Genomic DNA, 25,087 nt, shown 5'->3' on the forward strand with positions numbered 1-25,087 from the left:
ACCCCCCACTGTCCCCACCCAGGCCACCACCCCGGACGCCGCCCCTTCCCCCAAGGACTCGGCGTCCGACCTCGTCTCCCAGGCGTTCGACAATCCGAAGACGCCGGGGGCTGGGGCTGAGGGGGAGGTTGCTCCGAAGGCTGAGGTGGAGGCCGTGCCGAAGGCTGAGGCGGAGGCTGCGCCCAAGGCTGAGGGGGAGGCCGTGCCGAAGGCCGAGGCGGAAGCCGTGGCCGAGGTGGAGGCGGAGCCGGTGCCGGCGCCGGTAGCCAAGGAGGAAGCTGAGGCGGAGGCTGAAGCAGAAGCCGAGGCGGAACCGAAGCCGCTGACCACGCCGGAGGCTGCGGTCAAGACGGAGGCTGCGGCCAAGACGGAGCCGAACCCGGAACCCGTATCCGAAGCCCCTGAAGCCCCAGAGACCCCTTCCTCCCCCACCTCCCCCACCTCCCTCACCAAGGTCGAGTCCCAGGCCCCCGGTCTCGTCAGCCTCTACAAGGCAGCCCGGGTCTCCCTCGAAAAGCAGGGGCTGGCCACACAGCGCGCGGCCGTCTACCTCGTACTCGACCGCTCCGGTTCGATGCGCAACTACTACAAGGACGGCACGGTCCAGCACCTCGCCGAACAGGCCCTCGGCCTGTCCGCCAACCTCGACGACGACGGCACCGTACCGGTGGTCTTCTTCTCCACCGACGTCGACGGCACCGCCGACCTCGACCTGGCCAACTACGAGGGCCGCATCGAGGAGTTGCACGCGGGCCTCGGCCACATGGGCCGTACGAACTACCACTGGGCCATCAACGCCGTCATCGAGCACTACGAGAAGTCCGGCGCGACCGACCCCGCCTTCGTCATCTTCCAGACCGACGGTGCCCCCACCTCGAAGCCCGCCGCCGAAAAGGCCCTCTGCGAGGCCGCGAAGCTGCCCATCTTCTGGCAGTTCGTCGGCTTCGGCGACCCGGACGCCAAGGGCTTCGACTTCCTCCGCAAGCTGGACGAACTGGCCGTACCGGAAAAGCGCGTCATCGACAACGCGGGCTTCTTCCACGCCGGCCGCGACCCCCGCTCCCTCGCCGACGCGGACCTCTACCAGCAGCTCATGACCGAGTTCCCCACCTGGCTCACCGAGGCCCGCAAAGCCGGCATCCTCCCCGACTGACCTCGCCTCACCTCCACCCCCACCCCCACGCCCATCCCCACCCACCGGCCGCGGCCGGGCCGACCCGGCCCGCCGCGGCCGTCGCCGTATCCAGCCCCAATTGTTGAATTCTTCATCACACCGCCGGGGCAAACGGTTCTTCCGGGACTCAGGCCCATTGTCAGTGCCATGTGTAAGAGTGTTACGGCATTGACCACGCGGGGCTGGGGGGACAACTATGCCTTTGATCGACGAGATCGCCGACGTGTATGCGTACGAAGGCGATCCGGCGGCCCTCGTAGGAGAATTCCGCCGCACCAGTGTCTTGGTACCCGTATCGGACGACGGACTCATGGCCGCTGAAATGGGCGGTATCCGTTGGCTGTATGCATTCACGGACGAGGAAGCGCTGAGCCGCTTCGCACTCGCCAGAGGAAGCTCCCCACAGAGCGAGTGGCAGTACGTCTCCGCCCTCGGCGCCCGCCTGCTGGACGTCGTCGTACCGGCCATCGACGGACCGGCCGGTGTCGCCCTGGACGCGGGCAGCGAGCAGGGCATGCTGTTCCCGCCGGCTCCCGGCATCGTGCCGGACGCCGTGGCCGTACGCACCGACGACAACGGGCAGGCGCCGGTTCCCGGCTCCACGGCCGCGCCCCGCTCCGGTGGTGAACGGATATGAGCGCCGGAGACGGCTACAAGCTCGACGAGCAGGCACTCCAGCAGGTCAGTAAAGGCATCAACGACACCATCTCGGAACTCAAAGAGCTGGGATTCGACAGCCAGGCACAACTCGGCCACGGCTTCGAGAAGATCCAGCTGACCGGAATGGAAGCCGGACATGCCGAACTTGCGTCGACTTTCGAATCCTTCTGTGAACGCTGGACCTGGGGCGTACGCGCCCTGGTGCACGAAGCCAATTCCTTCGCCCGCCGTCTCGACCTGTCGGCCGGCCTTTACCACGAACAGGAACAGTACGTTTCGGGACAACTCAAGGTCGCGACCAACGCGGCGCTGGGAAACCCGACCCTGACCGCCGAAGAACTCAAGGACAAGACCTGGGGCCAGGTTCTCTCCGACAACCCCCTCACACAGATCAGGGACGCCGACTACAACCCGAACTCGGCCGACTCGAAGGCGGCCCAAGAGCGGGTGCTCCGAACATGGGAGCAGACGAAGGAGGACTGGTCGACGTCCCGTTGGGCGGGTGACGCCGAGCACAACCTGGCCTTCAGGGCGGCGGGCATCGGCAAGAGCAAGCCGCAGGAAGCGCAGGAAGCCGGGGGTGAGGGCTGATGGGGGGCCTGTTCGACGGGCTGGTGAACACCGTCAACACGGTGGCCGACAAGGCCGGTGACGTCATGGACGGCGCCGCGGAGAAGTTCGGCGAAGGGGTCGAGTTCGTCACCGACAAGACCGCCGACGCGCTGGACTCGGTCGGTGCGGACGGCATGGCCGACAAGGTCCGCTCCGCGGGTGAGGATATCGCCGACAACCTCGGAGCCCACGTCGACGAACGCAACCTGGGGGAGTCCGAGAACCCCAAGGACCTGATCCACGGTGACGCCGGAGCGATCAACGAAACGTCTTCGCACCTCAAGGACTTCTCCGCCGCCTTCGAACGGGTCGGCCAGGGCCTGCGCAAGCTGGACTCGGGCGGCTGGGAGGGCAAGGCGGCGGACAGCTTCCACGAAGAGTTCGACGCCCACCCGAAGCAGTGGATGCAGGCGGCGGACGCCTGCGAGGCGGCCGGCAAAGCCCTGCACGCCTACGGGGAGACGGTTTCCTGGGCGCAGAGCAAGGCCGAGACGGCCATCCACAAGTACAAGGCCGCCCAGGACGCCACGAAGAAGGCCGTCGACGCCTACCAGGCCCAGGTCGACTCGTACAACGCCAAAGCGGACGCGTACAACGCCGCCTTGGAGAACAACACCGATCCGGGCCAGAAGCCCCGGAAACCAGGCGCCTTCACCGACCCCGGCGCCGAAGGACGCAAGGCCGCCGAAGAGCTGCTCAAAAGCGCCCGCCACCAGCGCGACGAAGCCGCGGAGCGCGCCCAGCACGCCATCAGCCAGGCCCTGGCGCACGCCCCGAAGGAGCCCAGGTTCACCGACCGGGCCCTTTCCGACCTGTCGGACGGTGTGGTGTCCGGTGGCATCCAGCTGACCCACCTGGCAGGCGGCGCGCTCCGGGCCGCGTCCGAAACGGTGAAGCTGGTCCGGACGGTCAATCCGTACGACCCGTACAACCTCACCCACCCCTGGCAGTACGCGTCCAACGTCACCACGACGCTCATGGGGCTCAGCACCACGGTGGCGCACCCCGAACGGCTGCCCAAGGCCCTGCTGGGCACCGGGTGGGGAAGCGACCCGGCGGACGCGGCCGGATCGCTGATCGTCAACCTTGTGGGTGGCAAGGGGGCCGGGGGCCTGGCCAAGGGGGCGTTGAAGGCCGGCGCGAAGGGCGCCGCCAAGGACACCGCGCGCGCCGCCCTGAAGGACGGCGGGAAGACCGCCCTGCGCGACCGCGCCCGCCGCGCCTGGTGCAAGACCTTCGGCAGCGACCCGATCGACATGGCCACCGGCCGCATGATCCTGCCGCAGACCGACATCACCCTGCCCGGCAGCTTCCCGCTCACCTTCTCCCGTACGTTCGAGTCGTCCTACCGGACCGGCCGCTGGTTCGGGCCCACGTGGATGAGCACCGTCGACCAGCGCCTGGAGATCGACGCCGAAGGTGTGGTCCTCATAGGCGAGGAAGGCAACCTCCTCGCCTACCCGCACCCGGCCGTCGGCGTCCCCACCCTCCCCATCGAGGGAGAAGGCCACCCACTCGAACGCACCCCGGACGGCGACTACGTCCTCACCGACCCGGCCGACGGCATGCGCTGGTACTTCACCACGTACACCGACGACATCGCCGTCCTCGACGAGATATCCGACCGCCGCGGCAACCGCCACACCTTCGACTACGACGAGTCCGGTACGCCGACCGCCATCACCCACAGCGCGGGTTACCGCCTCCTCCTCACCACCGAAGCCGGCCGCATCACCGCCCTCCACCTGGCGGGAGCGGCGCCCGACGGCGGCGACCAGCTCATCCGCCGCTACGGCTACGACGAGTCCGGCAACCTCACCACGGTCATCAACTCCACCGGCCTCCCGCTCCGCTTCACCTACGACACCGCGGACCGGGTCACCTCGTGGACGGACACCAACAACAGCTCGTACAGCTACGCCTACGACGACCGGCACCGCTGCATCTGGCAGAGCGGCACCGAAGGCCACTTGCGCGCCCACTTCAGCTGGGGCGACCCCGATCCGGAAACCGGCCTGCGGACCAACCTCCACCACAACTCCCATGACCAGGTGACCCGTCACCTGGTCAACGACCGCCACCAGATCGTCGCCACGACCGATCCGACCGGTGCCACGACGCGTACGGTCCGCGACGCCAAGCACCGCGTGCTGTCCGTGACCGACCCGCTGGGCCGCAGCACCCACTTCGCCTACGACGACGAAGGCCGCCCCACGGAGATCACCCTCCCCGACGGCAGCCGCACCACATCCACGTACAACGACCGCGGCCAGCCCCTGGCCACGACCGGCCCCGACGGAGCCACCTGGTCCCACACCTACGACCTCGGCGGCAACCGCACCTCCTCCACGGACCCGGCGGGCGCCACCACGCACTACGCGTACGACACCCGAGGACACCTCTCCTCCGTCACCGATGCCCTCGGCAACACCACCCACCTCTACTGCAACGAAGCGGGCCTGCCGCTCTCCACCACCGACCCGCTCGGCGCCCGCACCCACTACCGGCGCGACGCGTACGGCCGCATCACCTCCACCACCGACCCCCTCGGCGAGACCACCCACTTCATCTGGACCGTCGAAGGCCAACTCGCGACCCGCATCGACCCGACCGGCGCCGCCGAACACTGGACGTACGACGGCGAGGGCAACCGCACCTCCCACACCGACGCCATCGGCCAGGTCACCCGCTTCGAATACACCCACTTCGACCTGCTCGCCGCCCGTACCGACCCGGACGGCACCCGCCACACCTTCACCCACGACACGGAGCTACGGCTCACCCAGGTCACCAACCCACAGGGCCTCACCTGGAACTACGCCTACGACTCCGCCAGCCGCCTGACCTCCGAAACCGACTTCGACGACCGCGTCCTGACCTACACCCACGACGCGGCCGGCCAACTCACCACCCGCACCGACGCGCTCGGCCAGATCACCACCTACACCCACACCCCCCTCGGCGCCCTCGCCGAGAAAAACGCCGCGGGCCTCGTCACCACCTACTCGTACGACCCCGCCGGTCGCCTCCTCCGCACCACCAACCCCGACGCGACCATCACCTACACCCGTGACCCCCTCGGCCGCGTCCTCACCGAAACCGTCGACGGCCGCACGCTGTCCCTCACCTACGACGCCCTCGGCCGCCGTACGTCCCGCACCACACCCACCGGCGCCACCACCACCTACACCTACGACGCCGCCGGCAACCGCACCCACATGTCGGCCTCCGGCCACCCCCTCGCCTTCGACCACGACGCCGCCGGCCGCGAAACCGCCCGCCACCTCTCCGACGCCCTCACCCTCACGCAAGCCTGGGACCCCACGGGGCGCCTCACCGCCCAGTCCCTGGGAGTCACGACCACAGGTACGGCGCCCCAGCCTTCGGCCCCCCTCCTCTCCCGCACCTACACCTACCGCCCCGACGGCAACCTCACCGGCATCGACGACTCCGCCCGAGGCCACCGCACCTTCGACCTGGACCGCGCAGGCCGCGTCACAGCCGTCAGCGCCGCCGACTGGTCGGAGACCTACGCCTACGACGAGTCCGGCAACCAGACCCACGCAACCTGGCCCGCCGACCACGCCGGCACCTCCGCCCAAGGCCCCCGCACCTACACCGGCACCCGCATCACCCGCGCCGGCTCCATCCGCTACGAACACGACGCCCTCGGCCGCGTAACCCTCCGCCAGAAAACCCGTCTCTCCCGCAAACCGGACACCTGGCACTACACCTGGAACGCGGAAGACCGCCTCACCGCCGTCACCACCCCCGACGGCACCCCCTGGCGCTACACCTACGACCCCCTGGGCCGCCGCACCGCCAAACACCGCCTGACCCCCGACGGCTCCACGATCCTCGAATCCACCCACTTCACCTGGGACGGCCCCACCCTCACCGAACAATCCACCACAGCCCCGGGCTCTCCCCAATCCCTGACCCTCACTTGGGACCACCGGGGCTTGACTCCCCTGACCCAAACGGAGCGCAAACTCACCACGTCCGATCTGTCGTCCGCACCCCAACAGGTCATCGACGAGCGCTTCTTCAACATCGTTACAGACTTGGTGGGGACTCCGACGGAGTTGGTGTCCGAATCGGGAGAGATCGGGTGGCGGTCCTGTCCCACCCTTTGGGGCACCACAACCTGGAATGCAGACGCTACGGCGTTCACGCCATTGCGTTTCCCCGGGCAGTACTTCGACTTCGAATCCCAACTTCACTACAACTTTCACCGCCACTACGACCCGGATTCTGGCCGTTATGTGTCCCAGGACCCCCTCGGGCTTGAGCCCGGCCCTGACCCAGTTGGGTACGTGCTCAATCCAAGTTCCTGGGTCGACCCGCTCGGCCTGATGTCTTGTACCCCGACGAGCGGGGAACGAGGCACCTACGACTTCCGGCCACCGCATCCTGATCACCCGCCACACCAGCCGGCGGTAGAGGCGATGAGGTCTGCTCCTGTGGGGGGCAACGTCGATTGTTCCGAACTCGCCGAGTACATCCTGCGACGGTCCGGAGGGCATGGGAAAATCGTGAACTTCACGACCCCTTCAAGGGAAGAGTTCGCCGTGCCACAGAACTGGGCCCAAGGCGTTCGACACGAGAACTTCATCTATCACGACATATACACAGACGGAAAGTACGTGTATGACCCGGAACTCGGAAGCGATCCCGTCCCTCTCGGCGACTTCAAGCGAGCGCTGCGCCACTCGAACCCGGGAAAGAAAATAATCATGAAAGACGGAGGTTACGATGGCCCTCTCTGGTGAGCATGGACACACCTTCGATCAGATCGTGATCACACCGAAAGAGATCCTGCAGGGGATCTCCACACTGGGACTCCTGGAATGGTCCAAAGTCTCGGGCGGACGAAACCCTCAAGGGCGCCTTCAAGTGCCCTATGCGGCTTGGCGCTACCATGATCGCACGGAGGAAAAGAGGGACATCATCGTCGCTATTTGCTCCTCTTCCCCAAAGAACGTCGACTGGACTTTCGACACCTCAAGGAAGAACTGGCTCATCTGCCCCACACGCTTGATTGCAGAACAACAGGACAGCGGCATGAGGTTCAGCGAGGCCGCCGCCACCATAGAGGCCTCCGATCAATCATTTTGCATGGCAGCTCATGCCGACATGGCGAACATCGTCCAAGACATCAGCGACGCGGGTGCACTTCCCTAGTGCATGCATATCCTCGCGTCCCACTAACCGACGTCGACACGCTCTCGCCTTCACGCCCCCAGTCACGGCGACTTGGAAGTCGCTCATTCTTGCCGCAACTACTCGAATAGACAGGTGAGCCATGAGAACGGTGATGACTATTGGCCGTTCTGGAACGAGCAATAGTCAAGTAGCGCGAGAGAATTCATCCAGACGGGGAGACATCACGTCACCGAACGTGCGACAACCGGGGCGTGGCCGTCCGGCGCGCGAGGGGGCCGGACGGCGCCTACGCTGGATTGAGGCTGCGGCACTCCTTCGGCGGGTGGCCGCTGACTCTTGACCACGGCGAAGGCAGGACCCCATGAGCCAGAGCCAGAGTCGGACGCAGGGGCGGGTGGACGACGCGGGGGCGCCTGATCCCCGGCGGTGGTGGGGGCTGGTCGTTATCGCGCTGGCGCAGCTGATGGTTGTGCTGGATGCGACGATCGTGAATATCGCCCTGCCGTCCGCGCAGCGGGAGCTGCACATGTCGGATGCGAACCGGCAGTGGGTCATCACCGCGTACACGCTCGCGTTCGGTGGGTTGTTGTTGCTGGGTGGGCGGATCGCCGACCTGGTGGGGCGGAAGCGGGCTTTTGTCACCGGGCTGGTGGGGTTTGCGGTCGCTTCTGCGTTGGGTGGTGCGGCCACCGGGCAGGGGATGCTGTTCGGGGCGCGGGCTTTGCAGGGGGCCTTCGGGGCGCTGCTGGCGCCGGCCGCACTGTCGTTGCTGACGACGACGTTCACGAACGGCAAGGAGCGGGGAAAGGCGTTCGGGATCTACGGCGCCATCGCGGGTGGCGGGTCGGCTATCGGGCTGATAGCCGGTGGGCTGCTGACCGAGTATCTGGACTGGCGTTGGTGCCTGTATGTGAATGTGCCGATCGCGGTGGTAGCGATCGTGGGTGCCTGGGTGTTCCTGCACGATCGGCGGGGGCATGGGGGCGCAGCTCGGCTGGACGTACTGGGAGTACTTCTGGGCTGTGGTGGGCTCGTCGCCATTGTTTACGGGTGCAGTGAGGCGCAGCCGCGGGGATGGGACGACGGGCTGGTTCTCGGGCTGCTGGTGGGCGGCCTGGCGCTGCTGGTGGTTTTCGCCTGGTGGCAGAGCCGGGCCCGGTATCCCTTGCTGCCGTTGCACATCGTGCGGGACCGCAACCGTGCGGGTGCGTTTCTGACCATGGCGCTGGCGGTCATCGCCATGTTCGGGATGTTCCTGTTCATGACGTATTACTTGCAGATGGTCCTGGGCTATTCGCCGGTCAAGACCGGCATGGCGTTCCTGCCGATCACGGCGGCGATCATCGTCGGATCGACGCAGATATCCGCACGGCTGCTGCACCACATTCCGCCGCGCACGCTGATGGTGCCGGGCGCCGTACTGGCGGCGGCCGGACTGGCCTGGCTGACGACACTGACGGCCGAGCCCGCGTACGTATCGCATGTGCTGCCGTCCGAGATTCTGGTCGGGCTCGGGATGGGGCTCATTTTCATGCCGGTGATGGCCACGGCCACGGCGGGGGTGGCGCCACAGGATTCGGGGGTCACGTCGGCCACCGTCAATACAGCCCAGCAGGTGGGTGGTTCCATCGGTACGGCGCTGCTGAACACGATCGCCACATCGGCGACCGCGACGTACACCGGAAGCCACCTGGCGAGCGCGGCGCGGGAGGCGGGCGGACGCCTCACGCCGGCGGTGCGGGAGGGCGTCGTGCGGGACGGCGTCGTGCACGGATTCACGGTGGCGATCGGCTGGGGTGCGGTGATCATGCTGCTGGCGGGGATCGTCGCGGGCGTACTGGTGAACGGGAGGGCGCCGAAGCACGGAGAGGGGGCGGGCGCCCCGTAACACCCGGCCGTGCCGGTCGGCACGCGCCACGGGAGCGCCCACGACGCCCACGGCTCAGTACGCTGACCCCGTGTTCTCCCCCCAGGGCCCCACGCTCCGCGAGCTGACCGTGCAGGCGCTCTCCTCCGTGGAGCGCGGCTACGACCTGCTCGCCCCGAAGTTCGATCACACGCCCTTCCGCACCCCCGACCGGATCCTCGACGCGACGGCGGACGCGCTGCGCGGCCTGGGGCGGCCGGGTGGCGACCCGGCCGACGCGCCCTTCGGGTCGGGGCTCGACGTCTGCTGCGGCACGGGCGCGGGCATCGGCGTACTGCGTTCGCTGTGCCGGGAGCGGGCCGTCGGCATCGACATCAGCGCGGGGATGCTCGCGGAGGCCCAGGAGACGGCGTACGGGCGCACGGGCGGCCCTGCGGTGACGCATGGGCGTACGGACGGCCCCGCGGTGACGCATGGGCGTACGGACGGCCCCGCAGTGGCGGACGGCCGTACGGGCAACCCCGCCGTGGCATACGTCCGTGCCGACGCCCGCGCCCTCCCCTTCGCCGGCCACTTCGACCTCGCCGTCACCTTCGGCGCCCTCGGCCACTTCCTGCCCGCCGAGCGTGCCGCGCTCTTCGCCGGCGTGCACCGGGCCCTGCGCCCCGGCGGGATCTTCGCCTTTCCCGTCGCCGCGCCCCCGCCTCCCCGCTCCGCGCTGTACTGGACGCTGCTCGGTTTCGACGCGGTGATGCGCGTGCGGAATCTGGTGTGGCGTCCGCCGTTCGTCATGTACTACCGGACTTTGTCGCTGGGGACCGTACGCGCCGACCTGCGCGCGGCCGGGTTCGCCATGGAGCTCGTTCCGGTACGCGGTGCCGCCCGCCGGCCCGACGGGAGCCCCGGCTGGGGGCTGGTCGTGGCCCGTAAGCCCGGAACACCGCACCGGGACGATCAAGAGACGTACCGGACGCGGAAAACCGGGCACGGTGGCCGTACACCGGTCCAGTACGATATTGACGTTCCGTAGAACAAAACCTCACTCACCGTAGCGACTTGGGAGCAGCCGGCAATGGCTCGACACCTCATCACCAGCGCCCTTCCGTACATCAACGGGATCAAGCACCTGGGCAACATGGTGGGGTCCATGCTCCCGGCGGACGTGTACGGGCGGTATATGCGCCAGCGCGGCCACGACGTGCTCTACATCTGCGCGACGGACGAGCACGGCACGCCCGCCGAGCTGGCCGCGAAGGACGCCGGCCAGTCGGTCGACGCGTTCTGCGCCGAGCAGCACGACGCGCAGAAGGCGATCTACGACGGGTTCCACCTGCAGTTCGACCACTTCGGCCGCAGCTCCTCGCAGCAGAACGTGGAGCTGACCCAGCACTTCGCGCGCAAGCTGCACGAGAACGGCTTCATCGAGGAGCGGGCCATCCGCCAGGTCTTCTCGATCGCCGACGACCGCTTCCTGCCGGACCGCTACATCGTCGGTACGTGCCCGCACTGCGGTTACGACAAGGCCCGCGGCGACCAGTGCGAGAACTGCACCCGTGTCCTGGACCCGACCGACCTGATCGACGCCCGCTCGGCGATCAGCGGCAGCAGCGACCTGGAGGTGCGCGAGACGAAGCACCTTTTCCTGCTCCAGTCCAAGCTCCAGGGCGAGGTCGAGCAGTGGATCGACGCCAGCAGCGAAGAGTGGCCGACGCTCGCCTCCTCCATCGCCCGCAAGTGGCTGACCGAGGGGCTGCACGACCGCGCGATCACCCGTGACCTGGACTGGGGCGTGCCGGTACCGGCCGATGTGTGGCCGGAGCTGGCCGCCGAGGGCAAGGTCTTCTACGTCTGGTTCGACGCGCCGATCGAGTACATCGCCTCGACGAAGGAGTGGGCGGACGCCGACCCGGCCGGCCGCGACTGGAAGTCGTGGTGGTACGAGGCCGACGACGTGCGCTACACCGAGTTCATGGCCAAGGACAACGTCCCGTTCCACTCGGTGATGTTCCCGGCCACCGAGCTGGGCACGCGGGAGCCGTGGAAGAAGGTCGACTTCCTGAAGGCCTTCAACTGGCTGACGTACTACGGCGGCAAGTTCTCCACCTCGCAGAAGCGCGGCATCTTCACCGACGCGGCGCTGGAGCTGCTGCCCGCCGACTACTGGCGCTACTTCCTGATGGCCAACGCGCCGGAGTCCGACGACACGTCCTTCACCTGGGAGCTGTTCTCCTCCTCGGTCAACAAGGACCTGGCCGACACCCTCGGCAACTTCGTCAACCGGGTGCTGTCCTTCTCCCGCAAGCGCTTCGGCGACGAGGTGCCGGCGGGCGCCGCGGCCGGGGAGGCCGAGCGGAAGCTGGGCGAGCAGATCGCCGAGCTGCTGGCGGAGTACGAGGGCCACATGGAGGCCCTCCAGTTCCGCAAGGCGGCGGCCGCGCTGCGGGCGCTGTGGAGCGCGGGCAACTCCTACCTGGAGGAGAAGGCCCCCTGGCTGGAGATCAAGACCGACCAGGAAGCGGCGGCGCTGACGCTGCGCACCGCGATGAACCTGATCCGCCTGTACGCGATCGTCTCCGAGCCGTTCATCCCGGCGGCGGCCAAGGCGATGCGCGGCGCGTTCGCGCTGGACGGCGACACGGCGGCCTGGGTCACGGCGGACGAGGCCCGCGCGCTGGCCTCGGTCCCGGCCGGTACGGCGTTCACGGTCCCGCCGGTGCTCTTCGCGAAGATCACGGAGGATGACCTGGAGTCGTACCGGGAGCGGTTCGGCGCGGCGGAGTAGGCGGTCCGACGGCATAGCGCGAGGGCCCGGAACCGGTCACCGGTTCCGGGCCCTCGGCACGCGCGGACGGCGCCTACGCGGACGTACCGCCGTAGGGGTGCCAGTCCGCCGTCCGTACGGTGAAACCCATCGGCTCCGGCAGGGGAATCTCCTGGCCGAAGATGCCCTTCGCGGTCTCGACGTAATGGCGGCCGTCGAGCTGGAGGATGTGCCAGGTGGCGTCGTTGGGGTCGACGATCAAGTAGACGGGGATCCCGGCCTCGGCGTAGCGCTCGCGCTTGTCCTCCCAGTCCGCTTGATGGCCGTACGGGTGATGGAGGCCGTCTCGACGACGGCGAGGACGATCTGCGCGGGCCGGTCGGCCTCGTCGTCGGCTGGGCAGTCAGCAGACCGGATGACGACGGCATCGGCCCGCGGCCGGTAGTCGTCGGCCACCAGCAGCCCTCGCTCGCTCCATGCCGCGAAAGGCGCCGGGGTGTGGCGTACGAAGGTGCGTCCGGGGAGATCGTGGAAGTGACCAGGGTTCGCCTGCACGACAATTTCGCCGTCGAGCAGTCCGGCACGCAGACCGCCCGGCACGTCCAGTTCGCGCCACCTCTTGATGAGGGCGTTGCTGTCCACCGGAGGTCCTTTCAAGACACCGTCCTGCGGAGGTGCCGATCAGGTACGAGCTCTTCACCCGCGGTAGTTCCTCTTGTCGAGGAGAAGATCGAAGTCGCCGCGCGCACCCCGCTCCCTGAGCTGTGCGAGCGCTATGGCTCGACCACGCCGCTTGACCACCTCCGCCAAAGCCATGTTGACGGTGTCCTCCTTGGTCTTCGTGCCGAGGAGCTTCGCGGCTTCCGCCAGCGCCTCGTCGTCGACCTCCAGCCGAAGCTTCGCCATGCCTCAGTGCACCCAGTCCTTCAGCGGCTCGGTGTCCAGGTCGATGCCCACCGGGTCCGGCAGGGTGACCGTCTTCCCGAACGGCACCGTCAGAAGCATCTCGTAGCGGCCGCCATCGGGCTGCGAGTGCACCTTGACCTCGCAGGTGTCCCGGTCGATCAGCAGGTACACCGGGATGCCGGTCTCGGCGTATGCCTTCGGCTTCTCCTCGCGGTCCCGGCGGTTGGTGTCGTGGTCACGGGACGTGACCTCGACGGCCATGAGCACTCCGTCGGCATTCGCCCACTCGCCCTGGCCGGCAAAGGTTCCACGCGGTGCGAGGCAGCCGTCGGGACGAGCGTTGCCCTTGCGGTAGGTCTCGACCCGCAGACCTCGTTCCGGGTAGAGCCACCAGCCCGCGTCCGCCTGGATGCACATGCTGGCCAGCCATGCGATGGCCTCGTCGTGATCGCCGTCCGGCAAAGCCTTCTCCCCGATTTTCCCGTCGATGAACTCAAGGCGTACCGCGTCGCTCAACTGGCCCGCCCGGTGCGCGAGCTCCTCGAACCCCTTCTGGGTCAAGACACGTGTCTTCGAGCCTGCAGCGCCCACGTCGGTCTCCTCCGGGATCGGTGGTGACTTACACGGTACGTCTTCCCGGTCCACCACGACCGGATTCTCTTTGAGCGTCGTCATACCCGGAGCCTGGCACGCGAAAGGGCCCGCGATCATAAGATCGCGGGCCCATCACTCGTACGTGTGAACTACTTGACCTGCGGCTTCCGGATCGACAGGTGCAGCTCCTTCAGCCGCGCCTCCTCGACCTCCGTCGGCGCGCCCATGAGCAGGTCCTGGGCGTTGCCGTTGAGGGGGAAGGCGATGGTCTCGCGGATGTTGGGCTCGTCCGCGAGGAGCATCACGATGCGGTCGACGCCGGGGGCGATGCCGCCGTGCGGCGGGGCGCCGAACTTGAAGGCGCGGAGCATGCCGCCGAACTCGGCCTCGACGGTGCCCTTGTCGTAGCCGGCGATGGCGAAGGCCTTGTACATGACCTCCGGCTCGTGGTTACGGATGGCGCCGGAGGACAGCTCGACGCCGTTGCAGACGATGTCGTACTGCCAGGCGAGGATGTCCAGCGGGTCCTTGGTCTCCAGCGCTTCCAGGCCGCCCTGCGGCATGGAGAACGGGTTGTGGGAGAACTCGATCTTGCCGGTGTCCTCGTCCTTCTCGAACATCGGGAAGTCGACGATCCAGCAGAAGCGGAATTCGCCCTCGACGAAGTGGCCGGTGCGCTTGGCGGCCTCGACGCGGACCGCGCCCATGATCTTGGAGACCTCGTCGAACTCGCCGGCGCCGAAGAAGACGGCCGAGCCGGGCTTCAGGTCCAGGGCCTCGACCAGGGCCTTCACGTCGTCCTCGGTGAGGAACTTGGCGATCGGGCCGGTGAGGGCGTTCGACTCGCCGACGCGGACCCAGGCCAGGCCCTTCGCGCCCTGCTGGACGGCGAAGTCACCCATCTGGTCGAAGAACTTGCGCGGCTGGTCGGCGGTGTCCGGTACGGCCAGGGCGCGGACGTGCTTGTCGGCGAACGCCTTGAAGCCGGAGCCGGCGAAGATCGAGGAGACGTCGACGAGCTCCAGCTCGGCGCGCAGGTCCGGCTTGTCGGAGCCGTACTTGAGCATCGACTCGCGGAACGGGATGCGCGGGAACGGCGAGGTGACCGTGCGGCCGCCGCCGAACTCGGTGAACAGCTCGGTCATCAGCTGCTCGATCGGGCCGAAGACGTCCTCCTGCTCGACGAAGCTCATCTCGACGTCGAGCTGGTAGAACTCGCCCGGCGAGCGGTCCGCGCGGGCGTCCTCGTCGCGGAAGCAGGGCGCGATCTGGAAGTAGCGGTCGAAGCCCGCGATCATCAGCAGCTGCTTGAACTGCTGCGGGGCCTGCGGCAGCGCGTAGAACTTGCCGGCGTGCAGGCGGGACGGGACGAGGAAGTCGCGGGCGCCCTCGGGGGAGGTCGCGGACAGGATCGGCGTCGCCATCTCGTTGAAGCCGAGCGCGGTCATCTTGTGCCGGATGGCGGAGATGACGGCGGTGCGCAGCATCAGGTTGCGGTGCATGCGCTCGCGGCGCAGGTCCAGGAAGCGGTATTCGAGGCGCTTCTCCTCGTTGACCCCGTCCTCGGCGTTGATCGTGAAGGGGATCTGCTCGGCGGCGCCGAGCACCTCGACCTCGGTGACCTCGACCTCGATCTCGCCGGTGGGCAGCTCGGGGTTGACGTTGTCCGCGCCGCGCGCGCTGACCTTGCCGTCGATACGGACGACGGTCTCCTTGGTCAGGGACGACAGCGCCTCGTTGGCGGGGGTGCCGGGGCGGGCGACGAGCTGGACCAGACCGTAGTGGTCGCGCAGATCGATGAAGAGGATGCCGCCCAGGTCACGTCGATTGTGCAGCCAGCCGCTGAGGCGGACGTCGGTGTCGACGTCCGCGGCTCGGAGCTCGCCACAGTTATGGGACCGGTACCGATGCATCGCTCATCCAAGTCGTCGCAAGTTGGAGTGTGAGAGTTAACTGCTCCAGGTTACCGGTCGGCCTAGGCCACTGTTTGGCGCGTACGCGTCAAACAGTGCATGCAAGGATAGAGGTACCGCCGCGGCCCCCGCCGCGCTGGTCGGCTCCCGTCAAACCCACCTAAAGTGATGCAATGCGCACCAAGGACCTCCTGGCCGCCACCGCGACCGGCCTGTGGCGCTGGGACAACGTCTCGGGTCAGGTGACCCTCGACGCCGAGACCGCCCGGCTGCTGGGGCTGCCCGCGCGGCCCGTCGAGCTGTCCGAGGCGGCGGTGCGCTCCCACCTCCACCCGGCCGACTTCGCCGAGATCACCGGCATCGTCAACCTCGCCGTCACCGAGAGCACCATCGCCGAGGCCCGGCTGCGCGTGATGGACAGCGAGGGCCGGGTGCTGCGCGTCGTACGCAGCCGCTCCCGCGCCTTCCTGCGCAGCGAGACCGACCATACGGACTACGAGCTGGTCGGCACCGTCCAGGAGATCCCCGAGGCGCAGCCCGGCACCGCCTCCCCGCACGCCCCGGCCGCCGGCGGCTGGCGCCGCTCCCGCGAGGCGTTCCTGCTGGACGCGGGCCGCGCGCTGGCCGAGGCGCACTCCACCGCCGAGGTGCTGCGGGTCGCCGCCGGCCTGTCCATGCCCGGCTTCAGCCCGGACGGCCTGGCGGTCTTCGGCATCGAGGGCGACCGGATCTCCGTCATCGGCCACCACGGTCATCAGCAGGGCGACATCGAGCCCTTTGTCGACATGCCGCTGGACACCGAGTACCCGGCCGCCGAGGTGGTACGGACCGGCCGCGCCATCTACCTGCCCACCCCCGAGGACTACCGCCGCCGCTACCCCGCCACCTGGCCGCTGGCCGAGCCCTTCCACCGCACGTCCTGGGCCTTTCTGCCGCTGGTCAGCGCGGGCCGCACGATCGGCGCCTGGATGGCGGCCTTCGGCACGCCGGTCGCCTTCACGCCCGACGAGCGCGCGGTGCTCACCACCGTCGCCCGGATGCTCGCCCAGGCGCTGGCCCGCGCGGGCGACCAGGAGTCCCGGCGCGAGCTGACCGACGGCCTCCAGCGCAGCATGATGCCGACCGTGCAGCCGGACATCCCGGGCATGACGGTGGCGGCGCGGTACGTGCCCACCGGCGGCGGCCTGGAGGTCGGCGGCGACTGGTACGACATGATCACGCTGCCGTCCGGCCGGATCGCGCTGGTCATCGGCGACGTACAGGGCCATGACGTACGGGCCGCGGGCCTGATGGGGCAGCTGCGGATCGCCCTGCGCGCCTACGCCTCCGAGGGCCACCACCCGGACGCGGTGCTCTCCCGCGCCTCCCGCTTCCTGTCCGGGATCAACGACACCGAGTTCGGCGGCGAGGACCCGCGCTTCGCCACCTGCCTGTACATCGAGGTGGACCCGGCCACCGGCCTGCTGGACATCGCGCGGGCCGGCCACCCCGACCCGACCATCCGGATGGCCGACGGCACCGTCCTCGTCCGGCCCACCGCGGGCGGCCTGCCGCTGGGCATCGTGCCGGACACCGACTACCCCACCACCCGGCTCGTCCTGGAGCCCGGCGAGACGATGCTGGTCTGTACGGACGGGTTGATCGAGACCGGCGGGCACGACCTGGAGTCGGGCTGGGCGCGGCTGCGGCACGTGATCGAGACGTACGGGGCCGAGGACGTGAACGGGGAGGCCACCGAGACGCTGGTGACCCCGGCCCTGGAGGACGCCGCGGGCCTGGAGCGGCTGGCCGACGCCCTCGTACAAGCCGTGCACGGCCCGTCGTCGTACCACACCACCGGCCCGTTCGTGGACCGGCGCGAGGACGACATAGCGATGCTGCTGCTGTGCCGCGAGGGCGGCAGCTGCGGGGTGGGCAGCGGCGGCGGGGCGGCGCACCGGCCCGTACGCCGTACGGTGCTCACCGTGCGGCAGGCCGAGCCCGAGCGGATAGCGGAGGCGCGCCGCCAGGTGCGCGACGTGCTGCACGACTGGACCGACGAGGACCAGGTGGACTCCGCCGTCCTGATGGTCTCCGAGATGGTCACCAACGTCCTGATGCACACGGACGGCGACGCGCTGCTGGTCGCGGAGATCACCGGGGCGCCGGGCCACCGCCGTATCCGGGTCGACGTGGCGGACGGCAGCGACGAGCTGCCGCACCGCCGCACCCCGGGCGAGCTGGCGTCCTCGGGGCGCGGCCTGGTGCTGATGGAGCTGCTGGCCGGCGCGTGGGGCGTGGACCCGCGCGGCGACGGCAAGTCGACGTGGTTCGAGCTCTACGAGGACGCGGCGGACGGCGCGGAGCCGTCGCTGCCGGACCTGGACGCCTTCTCCGACGACTCGCTGCCCGAGCCCGCGGCGTAGTGCCGGCGCAGCTCCGAGAGCACGCCGAAGGCCGCCGCGGTCAGCGGTACGGACAGCAGCATGCCCATCACCCCGGCGACACTGGCGCCCGCGGTGATCGCCAGCATCACGATCGCCGGGTGCATCTGGACCGTACGGCTCTGCACGATCGGCTGGAGGATGTGGCCCTCCAGGAAGAACACCACCAGGACGATCCCCAGCGTCCACAGCGCGATGGCCGGGCCGCGGTCGTCCGCGAACGCGACCAGCACGGCCACCGAGCCGGACAGGAACGAGCCCAGGTACGGGATGTAGGCGCCGACGAAGACCAGCGCGCCCAGGCCGATCGCGCCGGGCACCTGGAGGATCAGCAGGCCGATGGTGATGCCGAGGGCGTCGATCAGCGCGATCAGCGTCGTACCGCGCATGAAGCCCTCGATGGCCTGGAAGCCGCGGCGGGCCATCTGCTCCAGTCCCGGCCCCGAGTCGCCGGGCGCCCAGTCGTGCAGCGCGCGCACGGCCTTGTCGGAGTCGCGCAGGAAGAAGAAGGTCAGGAACAGGGCGAGCACGGAGGCCGCGAGAGTGGCCGCGACGACGCCTACGCCCTCCAGAAGGCCGCTGGCCGCGGTGCCGCCGAACTTCCCTATGAGGGGCTTCGCGTTCGAGACGATGTCGTCCAGTGACGTGCCCGCGGCGCCGAAGTGCCGGGACACCTCCTTGGCGGCGTCCTTGAGCGAGGCGAGGATCTGGTCGCCGGTGTCGATCAGCGCGCTGACGACGATGTAGCCGGCGCCGCCGACCACCACGACCAGCAGTGCGCAGGTAAGCCCGGCGGCCAGCGAAGCATTGAGCTTCAGCGCCACCAGCCGCCGGTAGACCGGCCCCAGCAGCGCGCTGCCGAGCAGCGCCAGCAGCACGGGGGTGACGGCGGTACTCAGCAACACACACAGCCAGACGCCGACAGCCGCCACGGCGGCTACGAGCAGGCCCACACCACACCAGGCCGCGGCGCGGCGGGCGGCGACCGGGAGGAGCGGCTGACGGTCCGGGGATCTCAGATCGTTTCGCACCCTGTCAGTGGATCACGGGGCCGCCCTTCCTCGGCGGCATTCCGCGGGGAGCGGATGCGACTCCCCACGGCATGCCGCCCGCGCCTCAGTGGCCCTCCGCGACTCCCCACGGCATGCCGCCCGCGCCTCAGTGGCCCTCCGCGACTCCCGCGGCGTGCCGCCCGCCCCTCAGTGGCCCTCGGCCGGCACCGTCCCCAGCCGCCCGGCCTGGAAGTCCTCGAAGGCCTGGGCCAGTTCGGCGTGGGTGTTCATCACGAACGGGCCGTAGTGCATCATCGGCTCGCGGATCGGCTTACCGCCCAGGAGGACGACCTCCAGGTTGGGGCTGCGGGACTCCTGTGTGGTGTCCGCCCGGATGGTGAGCGAGTCGCCGCCGGGGCCGAAGACGACGGACTGGCCCATACGGAACGGGCGCCCGACCGGCCCGGCGGTGCCGCGCCCGGCCAGTCCGTACGCCAGCGCGTTGAAGTCCGAGCGCCACGGGATGGTCACCTCGGCACCCGGGTTGACCGAGACGTGCATCATCGTGATCGGCGTGTGGGTGATGCCGGGCCCCTGGTGACCGTCGATGTCACCGGCGATCAGCCGCAGCAGCGCGCCGCCGTCCGCCGACGTCAGCAGCTTGACCTGGCCGCCGCCGATGTCCTGGTAGCGGGGCGCCATCATCTTGTCCCTCTTGGGGAGGTTCACCCACAGCTGGAGGCCGTGGAAGAGCCCGCCGGTCATGACCAGCTCCTCCGGCGGCGCCTCGATGTGCAGCAGGCCGGAGCCCGCCGTCATCCACTGGGTGTCGCCGTCGTTGATCACGCCACCGCCGCCGTGCGAGTCGCGGTGGATGAAGCTGCCGTCGATCAGGTACGTGACGGTCTCGAAGCCGCGGTGCGGGTGCCAGGGGGTGCCCTTGGGCTCGCCCGGCGCGTACTCCACCTCGCCCATCTGGTCCATCATGATGAACGGGTCCAGGTGCGTGTAGTCGATGCCGGCGAAGGCACGGCGTACCGGGAAGCCCTCCCCCTCGAAGCCGCTGGGCGCGGTGGTCACCGCGAGCACGGCGCGCGGCCGGGCCCCGGCGGGCGCCGCCACACGCGGCAGGGTCAGCGGATTCTCTACGGTCACTGCGGGCATGACGGCCTCCTCGGTCGTTCACCGTTCAATTTAGTTGAAGGCTGAACAACTAGCAAGGCAGGTGGCATTCCCCGGCGGCTTCTGGCCGGAAGGAATCGTTCCGGCGGCGCGTAAGTGCCCGGCGGCACAAAAAAGCGGCGGCACCCTCCGGTGCCGCCGCCGCAAACGGGCCTCAGCCGTACATCCGCCGCATCGCGAAGTCGACCATCTGCTCCACCGACTTGGCGTCGAAGACCATCCGGTGGTCGCCCTCCATGTCCAGGACGAAGCCGTAGCCCGTCGGGAGCAGGTCGAGGACCTCCGCGCCGGTGATGACGAAGTACTTGGACTCCTTGCCCGCGTACCGGCGCAGCTCCTTGAGCGAGGTGAACATGGGGATGACCGGCTGCTGGGTGTTGTGCAGCGCCAGGAAGCCGGGGTTGTCGCCGCGCGGGCAGTAGACCTTGGACGTGGAGAAGACGCCCTGGAAGTCCTCCGCGGACATCGAACCGGTGGTGAAGGCCCGTACCGCGTCGGCGAGGGAGGGCGGGGACGGCTCCGGGTACAGCGGCTGCTCGCCATAGCCGCCGGGGGCCGGTTGCTGCGGCGGGGGCGCACCGTACTGCTGCTGCCCGGCGCCCGCGTTCTGGTCGTAGCCGTACATGCCGCACAGCGTACTGAGTCCGCACCGCCCGCCACGCCGCTACGTTGGGAAACGCCAACGAGCCCGCCACCCGCCGACCACCCAGACGACCACCCAGACGACCGGGGCCGCCACCGATGACCGACCGCGTGACCGACCATGACCGCCGGAAACCGCGCCTCACCCGTGGCGGTGTGCTGCTGACCGTCTCCGCCCTGACCGCCTGCGGACTGATGCTGTTCGGCGCCATCCAGCTCCGGGACGCGGGGGCCGCCTGGTCGCTGACGTACGAGGCCACCTCCACCGGCGGGCCGCCCCGCGCGGCCCAGGTGCGCTACCTGCACGACTCCGACCCGCACCCGGGCGGCGATCGGAGCGCGGACGAGACCGGCGGGACGCGGCTGCCGTGGCGCAGGACGGTCGTCGTGGACGGCGGGGAGGAGGCCCGCGTGGAGGTGACGCCGGCCGGGAACGGCACGGCGTCCTGCCGGATCCTGCTCGACGGCGAGCGCCAGGTCGCCTCGGGGAAGTCGCCGGGCCCGGGGAAGCCCGCTGTGTGCCGGGTGACCACCAGTGACACGTCGGGGAAGTGGCCGGACCGGCCGTGAGTACGCGCAGGGGTGTCCAGGGACGCTCGTCACAGATGGGCGGTCAGGGGTTGCTTCTTATTACCGACGGGTAGCATCATCGGAGCTACTTGCTGGTATTGCGTTTGAGGTCCCTCGCTTCCAAGCGCTGGGTCTCCTCCCGAACCTTACGGAGCCGTACCCATGGGCCACTACAAGTCGAATCTCCGCGACATCGAGTTCAACCTCTTCGAGGTCCTCGGCCGCGACAGCGTGTACGGCACCGGACCGTTCGCGGAGATGGACGTGGACACCGCCAAGAGCGTGCTGAGCGAGATCGCCCGGCTCTCCGAGAACGAGCTGGCGGACTCCTTCGCCGACACCGACCGCAACCCGCCGGTCTTCGACCCGGACACCAACACCGCGCCGGTCCCCGACACCTTCAAGAAGAGCTACCAGGCGTACATGGACGCCGAGTGGTGGCGGCTGGGCATCCCGGAGGAGATCGGCGGCACCACCGCGCCCCGCTCCCTGCTGTGGGCCTTCGCCGAGACCATCCTGGGCGCCAACCCGGCGATCTGGATGTACGCCTCCGGCCCGGCCTTCGCGGGCGTGCTGCACGACGAGGGCACCGAGGAGCAGCACAAGATCGCGCAGCTGATGGTGGACAAGCAGTGGGGCTCCACCATGGTGCTGACCGAGCCCGACGCGGGCTCGGACGTCGGCGCGGGCCGCACCAAGGCCGTCGAGCAGGCGGACGGCTCCTGGCACATCGAGGGCGTCAAGCGCTTCATCACCTCCGGTGAGCACGACATGTCCGAGAACATCGTGCACTTCGTGCTCGCCCGCCCCGAGGGTGCCGGTCCGGGCACCAAGGGCCTGTCGCTGTTCATCGTGCCGAAGTACGACTTCGACTGGGAGACCGGCGAGCTGGGCGAGCGCAACGGCGTCTACGCCACCAACGTCGAGCACAAGATGGGCCTGAAGGCCTCCAACACCTGCGAGATGACCTTCGGCGCCAACCACCCGGCCAAGGGCTGGCTGCTGGGCGAGAAGCACGACGGCATCCGCCAGATGTTCAAGATCATCGAGTTCGCGCGGATGATGGTCGGCACGAAGGCCATCGCCACCCTCTCCACCGGCTACCTCAACGCCCTGGAGTACGCCAAGGAGCGCGTGCAGGGCCCGGACCTGGCCGCCTTCACCGACAAGACCGCGCCGCGCGTCACCATCACCCACCACCCCGACGTGCGCCGCTCGCTGATGACGCAGAAGGCGTACGCCGAGGGCATGCGCGCCCTGGTGCTCTACACCGCGACCGTCCAGGACGAGATCATCGCCAAGGAGGCCGCCGGCGAGGACGCCTCCGCCGCGACCCGCCTGAACGACCTGCTGCTGCCGATCGTCAAGGGCTACGGCTCGGAGAAGTCCTACGAGCAGCTGGCCCAGTCGCTGCAGACCTTCGGCGGCTCCGGGTACCTCCAGGAGTACCCGATCGAGCAGTACATCCGCGACGCCAAGATCGACACCCTCTACGAGGGCACCACCGCCATCCAGGGCCAGGACTACTTCTTCCGGAAGATCGTCCGCGACCAGGGCCAGGCGATGACCGCGCTCTCCGAGGAGATCAAGAAGTTCCTCGCGGAGGCCGTCGGCGGCGAGGCGCTGGAGGCCGCCCGCGGCGAGCTGGCCAAGGCCGCCGCCGACCTGGAGGCGATCGTCGGCGCGATGCTGACCGACCTCGCGGCCACCGAGAAGGACGTGAAGTCCATCTACAAGGTGGGCCTGAACACCACCCGCCTGCTGATGGCCTCCGGCGACGTCGTCATCGGCTACCTCCTCCTGAAGGGCGCCGCGGTCGCGAGCGAGAAGCTGGCGGGTGCCTCCAGCAAGGACAAGCCGTTCTACGAGGGCAAGATCGCGGCGGCGAAGTTCTTCGCCCACAACGTGCTGCCGGGCGTCTCCGTGCAGCGTGGGCTGGCCGAGACCGTCGACCAGTCGCTGATGGAGCTGGACGAGGCCGCGTTCTGAGGTGTCCCGAGGGACGTGGGACGTGCTGAGGGCGTTCTAACGACCGCTTAAGCACCGTCCGGAAACGAACGGTCACCGGGGCGCTCTCACAGCGTTCTCAGACAACCGCGCAAGACTGGCGTTGCCCGCCTCCCATCCCCCGGGGAGGCGGGCATCGTCGTGCGGGGGGAAGGGCCGGGTGCCTCTGGGCGGCGGGCCGGAACGCCCGGCCGGCCGGTGCCCGGAACCGCTCGGCGCCCGGCCGCAGGGCTGCCCGAAAGGGCAATGAGGTTCCCATACCGTGATGCATGCGGATTCGTATACCAGGGAAGGGCACCGCGCAGTCCTTATGCTGAAACCATGAGCCAATCCCCCCGCTTCGACCGCGGCCACACCGACGACCTGATGTCCTTCCTCGCCGCCTCTCCCTCGCCGTACCACGCGGTGGCCAACGCCGCCGAGCGGCTGGAGAAAGCGGGCTTCCGGCAGGTCGCCGAGACCGACGCCTGGGACGGGGAGAGCGGCGGCAAGTTCGTGCTGCGCGGCGGGGCGATCATCGCCTGGTACGTCCCGGAGGGCGCCACCGCCGCCACCCCGTACCGCATCGTCGGCGCCCACACCGACTCCCCCAACCTGCGCGTCAAGCCGATCCCGGACACCGGCCACCGCGGCTGGCGGCAGGTCGCCGTGGAGGTCTACGGCGGCACCCTGCTCAACACCTGGCTCGACCGCGACCTCGGCCTCAGTGGCCGGGTCACGCTGCGCGACGGCAGCACCCGGCTGGTCAACGTGGACCGCGCGCTGATGCGCGTCCCCCAGCTCGCCGTCCACCTGGACCGCTCGGTCAACGCCGACGGCCTCAAGCTCGACAAGCAGCGCCACATGACGCCGATCTGGGGCCTGGGCGAGGTGCGCGAGGGCGACCTGGTCGCCTTCGTCGAGGAGGAGATCGGCGCGGCCGCCGGGGACATACGCGGCTGGGACCTGATGCTGCACAGCATCGAACCGCCCGCCTACCTGGGCCGCGACCGCGAGCTGGTGGCCGGGCCCCGGATGGACAACCTGCTGTCCGTACACGCCGGTACGGTCGCGCTGGCGACGGTCGCCACCGCCGACGACGAGCCCCCGTACATCCCCGTGCTCGCCGCCTTCGACCACGAGGAGAACGGCAGCCAGTCCGACACCGGCGCCGACGGCCCGCTGCTCGGCACGGTGCTGGAACGTTCGGTCTTCGCACGCGGCGGCACCTACGAGGACCGCGCCCGCGCCTTCGCCGGTACGGTCTGCCTGTCCTCCGACACCGGCCACGCGCTGCACCCGAACTACACCGAGCGGCACGACCCGGGCCACCACCCGCTGCCCAACGGCGGCCCCATCCTGAAGGTCAACGTCAACCAGCGCTACGCCACCGACGGCACCGGCCGCGCCGTCTTCGCCGACGCCTGCGAGCGGGCCGGCGTGCCGTGGCAGTCCTTCGTGTCGAACAACGCCATGCCCTGCGGCACCACCATCGGCCCGATCACCGCGGCGCGGCACGGAATCGCCACGGTCGACATCGGTGTTGCCATCCTGTCGATGCACTCGGCGCGCGAGCTGTGCGGCAGCGAGGACCCGCACCTGCTCGCCGGCGCCCTGACGGCCTTCCTGGAGGGCTGAG

Annotated in this window: 20 protein-coding genes; 12 read left to right on the forward strand and 8 right to left on the reverse strand. The window is 69.2% G+C overall.

Annotation, left to right across the window (positions count from 1 at the left end; translation table 11 throughout):
- From IH45_RS1000000145920 to metG, 8 genes are all read left to right on the forward strand, one after another.
- The coding region (locus IH45_RS1000000145920) for a vWA domain-containing protein (RefSeq protein ID WP_030674740.1) at nucleotides 1-1,153 on the forward strand (1,153 nt) is incomplete at its 5' end.
- A 217-nt stretch (nucleotides 1,154-1,370) separates the two neighbouring features.
- On the forward strand, nucleotides 1,371-1,811 hold the full coding sequence (locus IH45_RS0128665) for an SseB family protein (RefSeq protein WP_050515259.1): 441 nt from the start codon (nucleotides 1,371-1,373) through the stop codon (nucleotides 1,809-1,811).
- Nucleotides 1,808-2,425 (forward strand): hypothetical protein, encoded by a 618-nt coding sequence (locus IH45_RS1000000145500; protein ID WP_050515260.1) that lies wholly within the window; start codon nucleotides 1,808-1,810, stop codon nucleotides 2,423-2,425. Before IH45_RS0128665 ends, IH45_RS1000000145500 begins: the two co-directional genes overlap by 4 nt.
- Nucleotides 2,425-7,218, forward strand: coding sequence for a putative T7SS-secreted protein (locus IH45_RS0128675; protein WP_050515261.1), 4,794 nt, complete (start codon nucleotides 2,425-2,427; stop codon nucleotides 7,216-7,218). Before IH45_RS1000000145500 ends, IH45_RS0128675 begins: the two co-directional genes overlap by 1 nt.
- Nucleotides 7,202-7,630 carry a hypothetical protein gene (locus IH45_RS1000000148975; protein ID WP_158813307.1) on the forward strand — a complete coding sequence of 143 codons (429 nt, stop codon included), beginning with the start codon at nucleotides 7,202-7,204 and terminating at the stop codon, nucleotides 7,628-7,630. The genes IH45_RS0128675 and IH45_RS1000000148975 overlap by 17 nt, the downstream gene beginning before the upstream one ends.
- 343 nt (nucleotides 7,631-7,973) lie before the next feature.
- Complete coding sequence (locus IH45_RS0128685) at nucleotides 7,974-9,500, forward strand: MFS transporter (RefSeq protein ID WP_030674750.1); 1,527 nt, start codon at nucleotides 7,974-7,976, stop codon at nucleotides 9,498-9,500.
- A gap of 70 nt (nucleotides 9,501-9,570) precedes the next feature.
- Nucleotides 9,571-10,509 carry a class I SAM-dependent methyltransferase gene (locus tag IH45_RS0128690; RefSeq protein ID WP_078897828.1) on the forward strand — a complete coding sequence of 313 codons (939 nt, stop codon included), beginning with the start codon at nucleotides 9,571-9,573 and terminating at the stop codon, nucleotides 10,507-10,509.
- A gap of 42 nt (nucleotides 10,510-10,551) precedes the next feature.
- On the forward strand, nucleotides 10,552-12,261 hold the full coding sequence (metG, locus tag IH45_RS0128695; protein ID WP_030674756.1) for a methionine--tRNA ligase: 1,710 nt from the start codon (nucleotides 10,552-10,554) through the stop codon (nucleotides 12,259-12,261).
- Between the two features lie 73 nt (nucleotides 12,262-12,334).
- Here metG and IH45_RS1000000150225 read toward each other — a convergent pair whose 3' ends face one another.
- The 5 genes from IH45_RS1000000150225 to aspS form a co-directional block, all read right to left on the reverse strand.
- Complete coding sequence (locus tag IH45_RS1000000150225; protein ID WP_234440713.1) at nucleotides 12,335-12,502, reverse strand: hypothetical protein; 168 nt, start codon at nucleotides 12,500-12,502, stop codon at nucleotides 12,335-12,337.
- The gene (locus IH45_RS1000000145505) at nucleotides 12,499-12,882 is read right to left on the reverse strand and encodes a Uma2 family endonuclease (RefSeq protein ID WP_234440714.1); all 384 of its coding nucleotides are present in this window, start codon (nucleotides 12,880-12,882) and stop codon (nucleotides 12,499-12,501) included. The genes IH45_RS1000000150225 and IH45_RS1000000145505 overlap by 4 nt, the downstream gene beginning before the upstream one ends.
- A gap of 54 nt (nucleotides 12,883-12,936) precedes the next feature.
- A complete protein-coding gene (locus IH45_RS0128705; protein WP_030674760.1) occupies nucleotides 12,937-13,146 on the reverse strand; it encodes a type II toxin-antitoxin system VapB family antitoxin in 210 nt (69 codons plus the stop codon).
- Nucleotides 13,147-13,149: 3 nt separating this feature from the next.
- Nucleotides 13,150-13,707: a Uma2 family endonuclease gene (locus IH45_RS0128710; RefSeq protein ID WP_234440715.1), complete on the reverse strand. Its 558-nt coding sequence runs from the start codon at nucleotides 13,705-13,707 to the stop codon at nucleotides 13,150-13,152.
- A gap of 182 nt (nucleotides 13,708-13,889) precedes the next feature.
- Nucleotides 13,890-15,653: an aspartate--tRNA ligase gene (gene aspS / locus IH45_RS0128715; protein WP_030674766.1), complete on the reverse strand. Its 1,764-nt coding sequence runs from the start codon at nucleotides 15,651-15,653 to the stop codon at nucleotides 13,890-13,892.
- A gap of 173 nt (nucleotides 15,654-15,826) precedes the next feature.
- On the opposite strand from aspS, the gene IH45_RS0128720 reads away from it, so the two are divergent.
- Nucleotides 15,827-18,058 carry an ATP-binding SpoIIE family protein phosphatase gene (locus IH45_RS0128720; RefSeq protein WP_030674769.1) on the forward strand — a complete coding sequence of 744 codons (2,232 nt, stop codon included), beginning with the start codon at nucleotides 15,827-15,829 and terminating at the stop codon, nucleotides 18,056-18,058.
- Here the strand turns inward: IH45_RS0128720 and IH45_RS0128725 are convergent.
- From IH45_RS0128725 to IH45_RS0128735, 3 genes are all read right to left on the reverse strand, one after another.
- Nucleotides 17,971-19,107, reverse strand: a complete 1,137-nt coding sequence (locus IH45_RS0128725; RefSeq protein WP_030674772.1) for an AI-2E family transporter — start codon at nucleotides 19,105-19,107, stop codon at nucleotides 17,971-17,973. The two genes, IH45_RS0128720 and IH45_RS0128725, sit on opposite strands and share 88 nt — an antisense overlap.
- 168 nt (nucleotides 19,108-19,275) lie before the next feature.
- Complete coding sequence (locus tag IH45_RS0128730; RefSeq protein ID WP_030674775.1) at nucleotides 19,276-20,232, reverse strand: pirin family protein; 957 nt, start codon at nucleotides 20,230-20,232, stop codon at nucleotides 19,276-19,278.
- Between the two features lie 172 nt (nucleotides 20,233-20,404).
- Nucleotides 20,405-20,875, reverse strand: coding sequence for an SseB family protein (locus IH45_RS0128735; RefSeq protein ID WP_030674776.1), 471 nt, complete (start codon nucleotides 20,873-20,875; stop codon nucleotides 20,405-20,407).
- Between the two features lie 128 nt (nucleotides 20,876-21,003).
- On the opposite strand from IH45_RS0128735, the gene IH45_RS0128740 reads away from it, so the two are divergent.
- The 3 genes from IH45_RS0128740 (at nucleotide 21,004) to IH45_RS0128750 (ending at nucleotide 25,086) form a co-directional block, all read left to right on the forward strand.
- A complete protein-coding gene (locus tag IH45_RS0128740) occupies nucleotides 21,004-21,462 on the forward strand; it encodes a hypothetical protein (protein ID WP_030674779.1) in 459 nt (152 codons plus the stop codon).
- A gap of 162 nt (nucleotides 21,463-21,624) precedes the next feature.
- On the forward strand, nucleotides 21,625-23,451 hold the full coding sequence (locus IH45_RS0128745) for an acyl-CoA dehydrogenase (RefSeq protein ID WP_030674782.1): 1,827 nt from the start codon (nucleotides 21,625-21,627) through the stop codon (nucleotides 23,449-23,451).
- A gap of 339 nt (nucleotides 23,452-23,790) precedes the next feature.
- Entirely contained in the window at nucleotides 23,791-25,086 is a 1,296-nt protein-coding gene (locus tag IH45_RS0128750) for a M18 family aminopeptidase (RefSeq protein WP_030674784.1), read from the forward strand.
- Nucleotide 25,087 lies beyond the last annotated feature (1 nt).

The sequence above is a fragment of the Streptomyces rimosus subsp. rimosus genome (assembly GCF_000720725.1).
Lineage (GTDB): Bacteria > Actinomycetota > Actinomycetes > Streptomycetales > Streptomycetaceae > Streptomyces > Streptomyces rimosus_A.

Bases quoted from the DNA above. Each gene is read 5' to 3' on its own strand.
- IH45_RS0128675 (WP_050515261.1), top strand. From the start codon at position 2,425: ATGGGGGGCCTGTTCGACGGGCTGGTGAACACCGTCAACACGGTGGCC.
- IH45_RS0128665 (WP_050515259.1), top strand. From the start codon at position 1,371: ATGCCTTTGATCGACGAGATCGCCGACGTGTATGCGTACGAAGGCGAT.
- IH45_RS1000000145500 (WP_050515260.1), top strand. From the start codon at position 1,808: ATGAGCGCCGGAGACGGCTACAAGCTCGACGAGCAGGCACTCCAGCAG.
- IH45_RS0128720 (WP_030674769.1), top strand. From the start codon at position 15,827: ATGCGCACCAAGGACCTCCTGGCCGCCACCGCGACCGGCCTGTGGCGC.
- IH45_RS0128705 (WP_030674760.1), bottom strand. From the start codon at position 13,146: ATGGCGAAGCTTCGGCTGGAGGTCGACGACGAGGCGCTGGCGGAAGCC.
- IH45_RS0128685 (WP_030674750.1), top strand. From the start codon at position 7,974: ATGAGCCAGAGCCAGAGTCGGACGCAGGGGCGGGTGGACGACGCGGGG.
- metG (WP_030674756.1), top strand. From the start codon at position 10,552: ATGGCTCGACACCTCATCACCAGCGCCCTTCCGTACATCAACGGGATC.
- IH45_RS0128745 (WP_030674782.1), top strand. From the start codon at position 21,625: ATGGGCCACTACAAGTCGAATCTCCGCGACATCGAGTTCAACCTCTTC.
- aspS (WP_030674766.1), bottom strand. From the start codon at position 15,653: ATGCATCGGTACCGGTCCCATAACTGTGGCGAGCTCCGAGCCGCGGAC.
- IH45_RS0128730 (WP_030674775.1), bottom strand. From the start codon at position 20,232: ATGCCCGCAGTGACCGTAGAGAATCCGCTGACCCTGCCGCGTGTGGCG.
- IH45_RS1000000148975 (WP_158813307.1), top strand. From the start codon at position 7,202: ATGGCCCTCTCTGGTGAGCATGGACACACCTTCGATCAGATCGTGATC.
- IH45_RS0128750 (WP_030674784.1), top strand. From the start codon at position 23,791: ATGAGCCAATCCCCCCGCTTCGACCGCGGCCACACCGACGACCTGATG.
- IH45_RS0128735 (WP_030674776.1), bottom strand. From the start codon at position 20,875: ATGTACGGCTACGACCAGAACGCGGGCGCCGGGCAGCAGCAGTACGGT.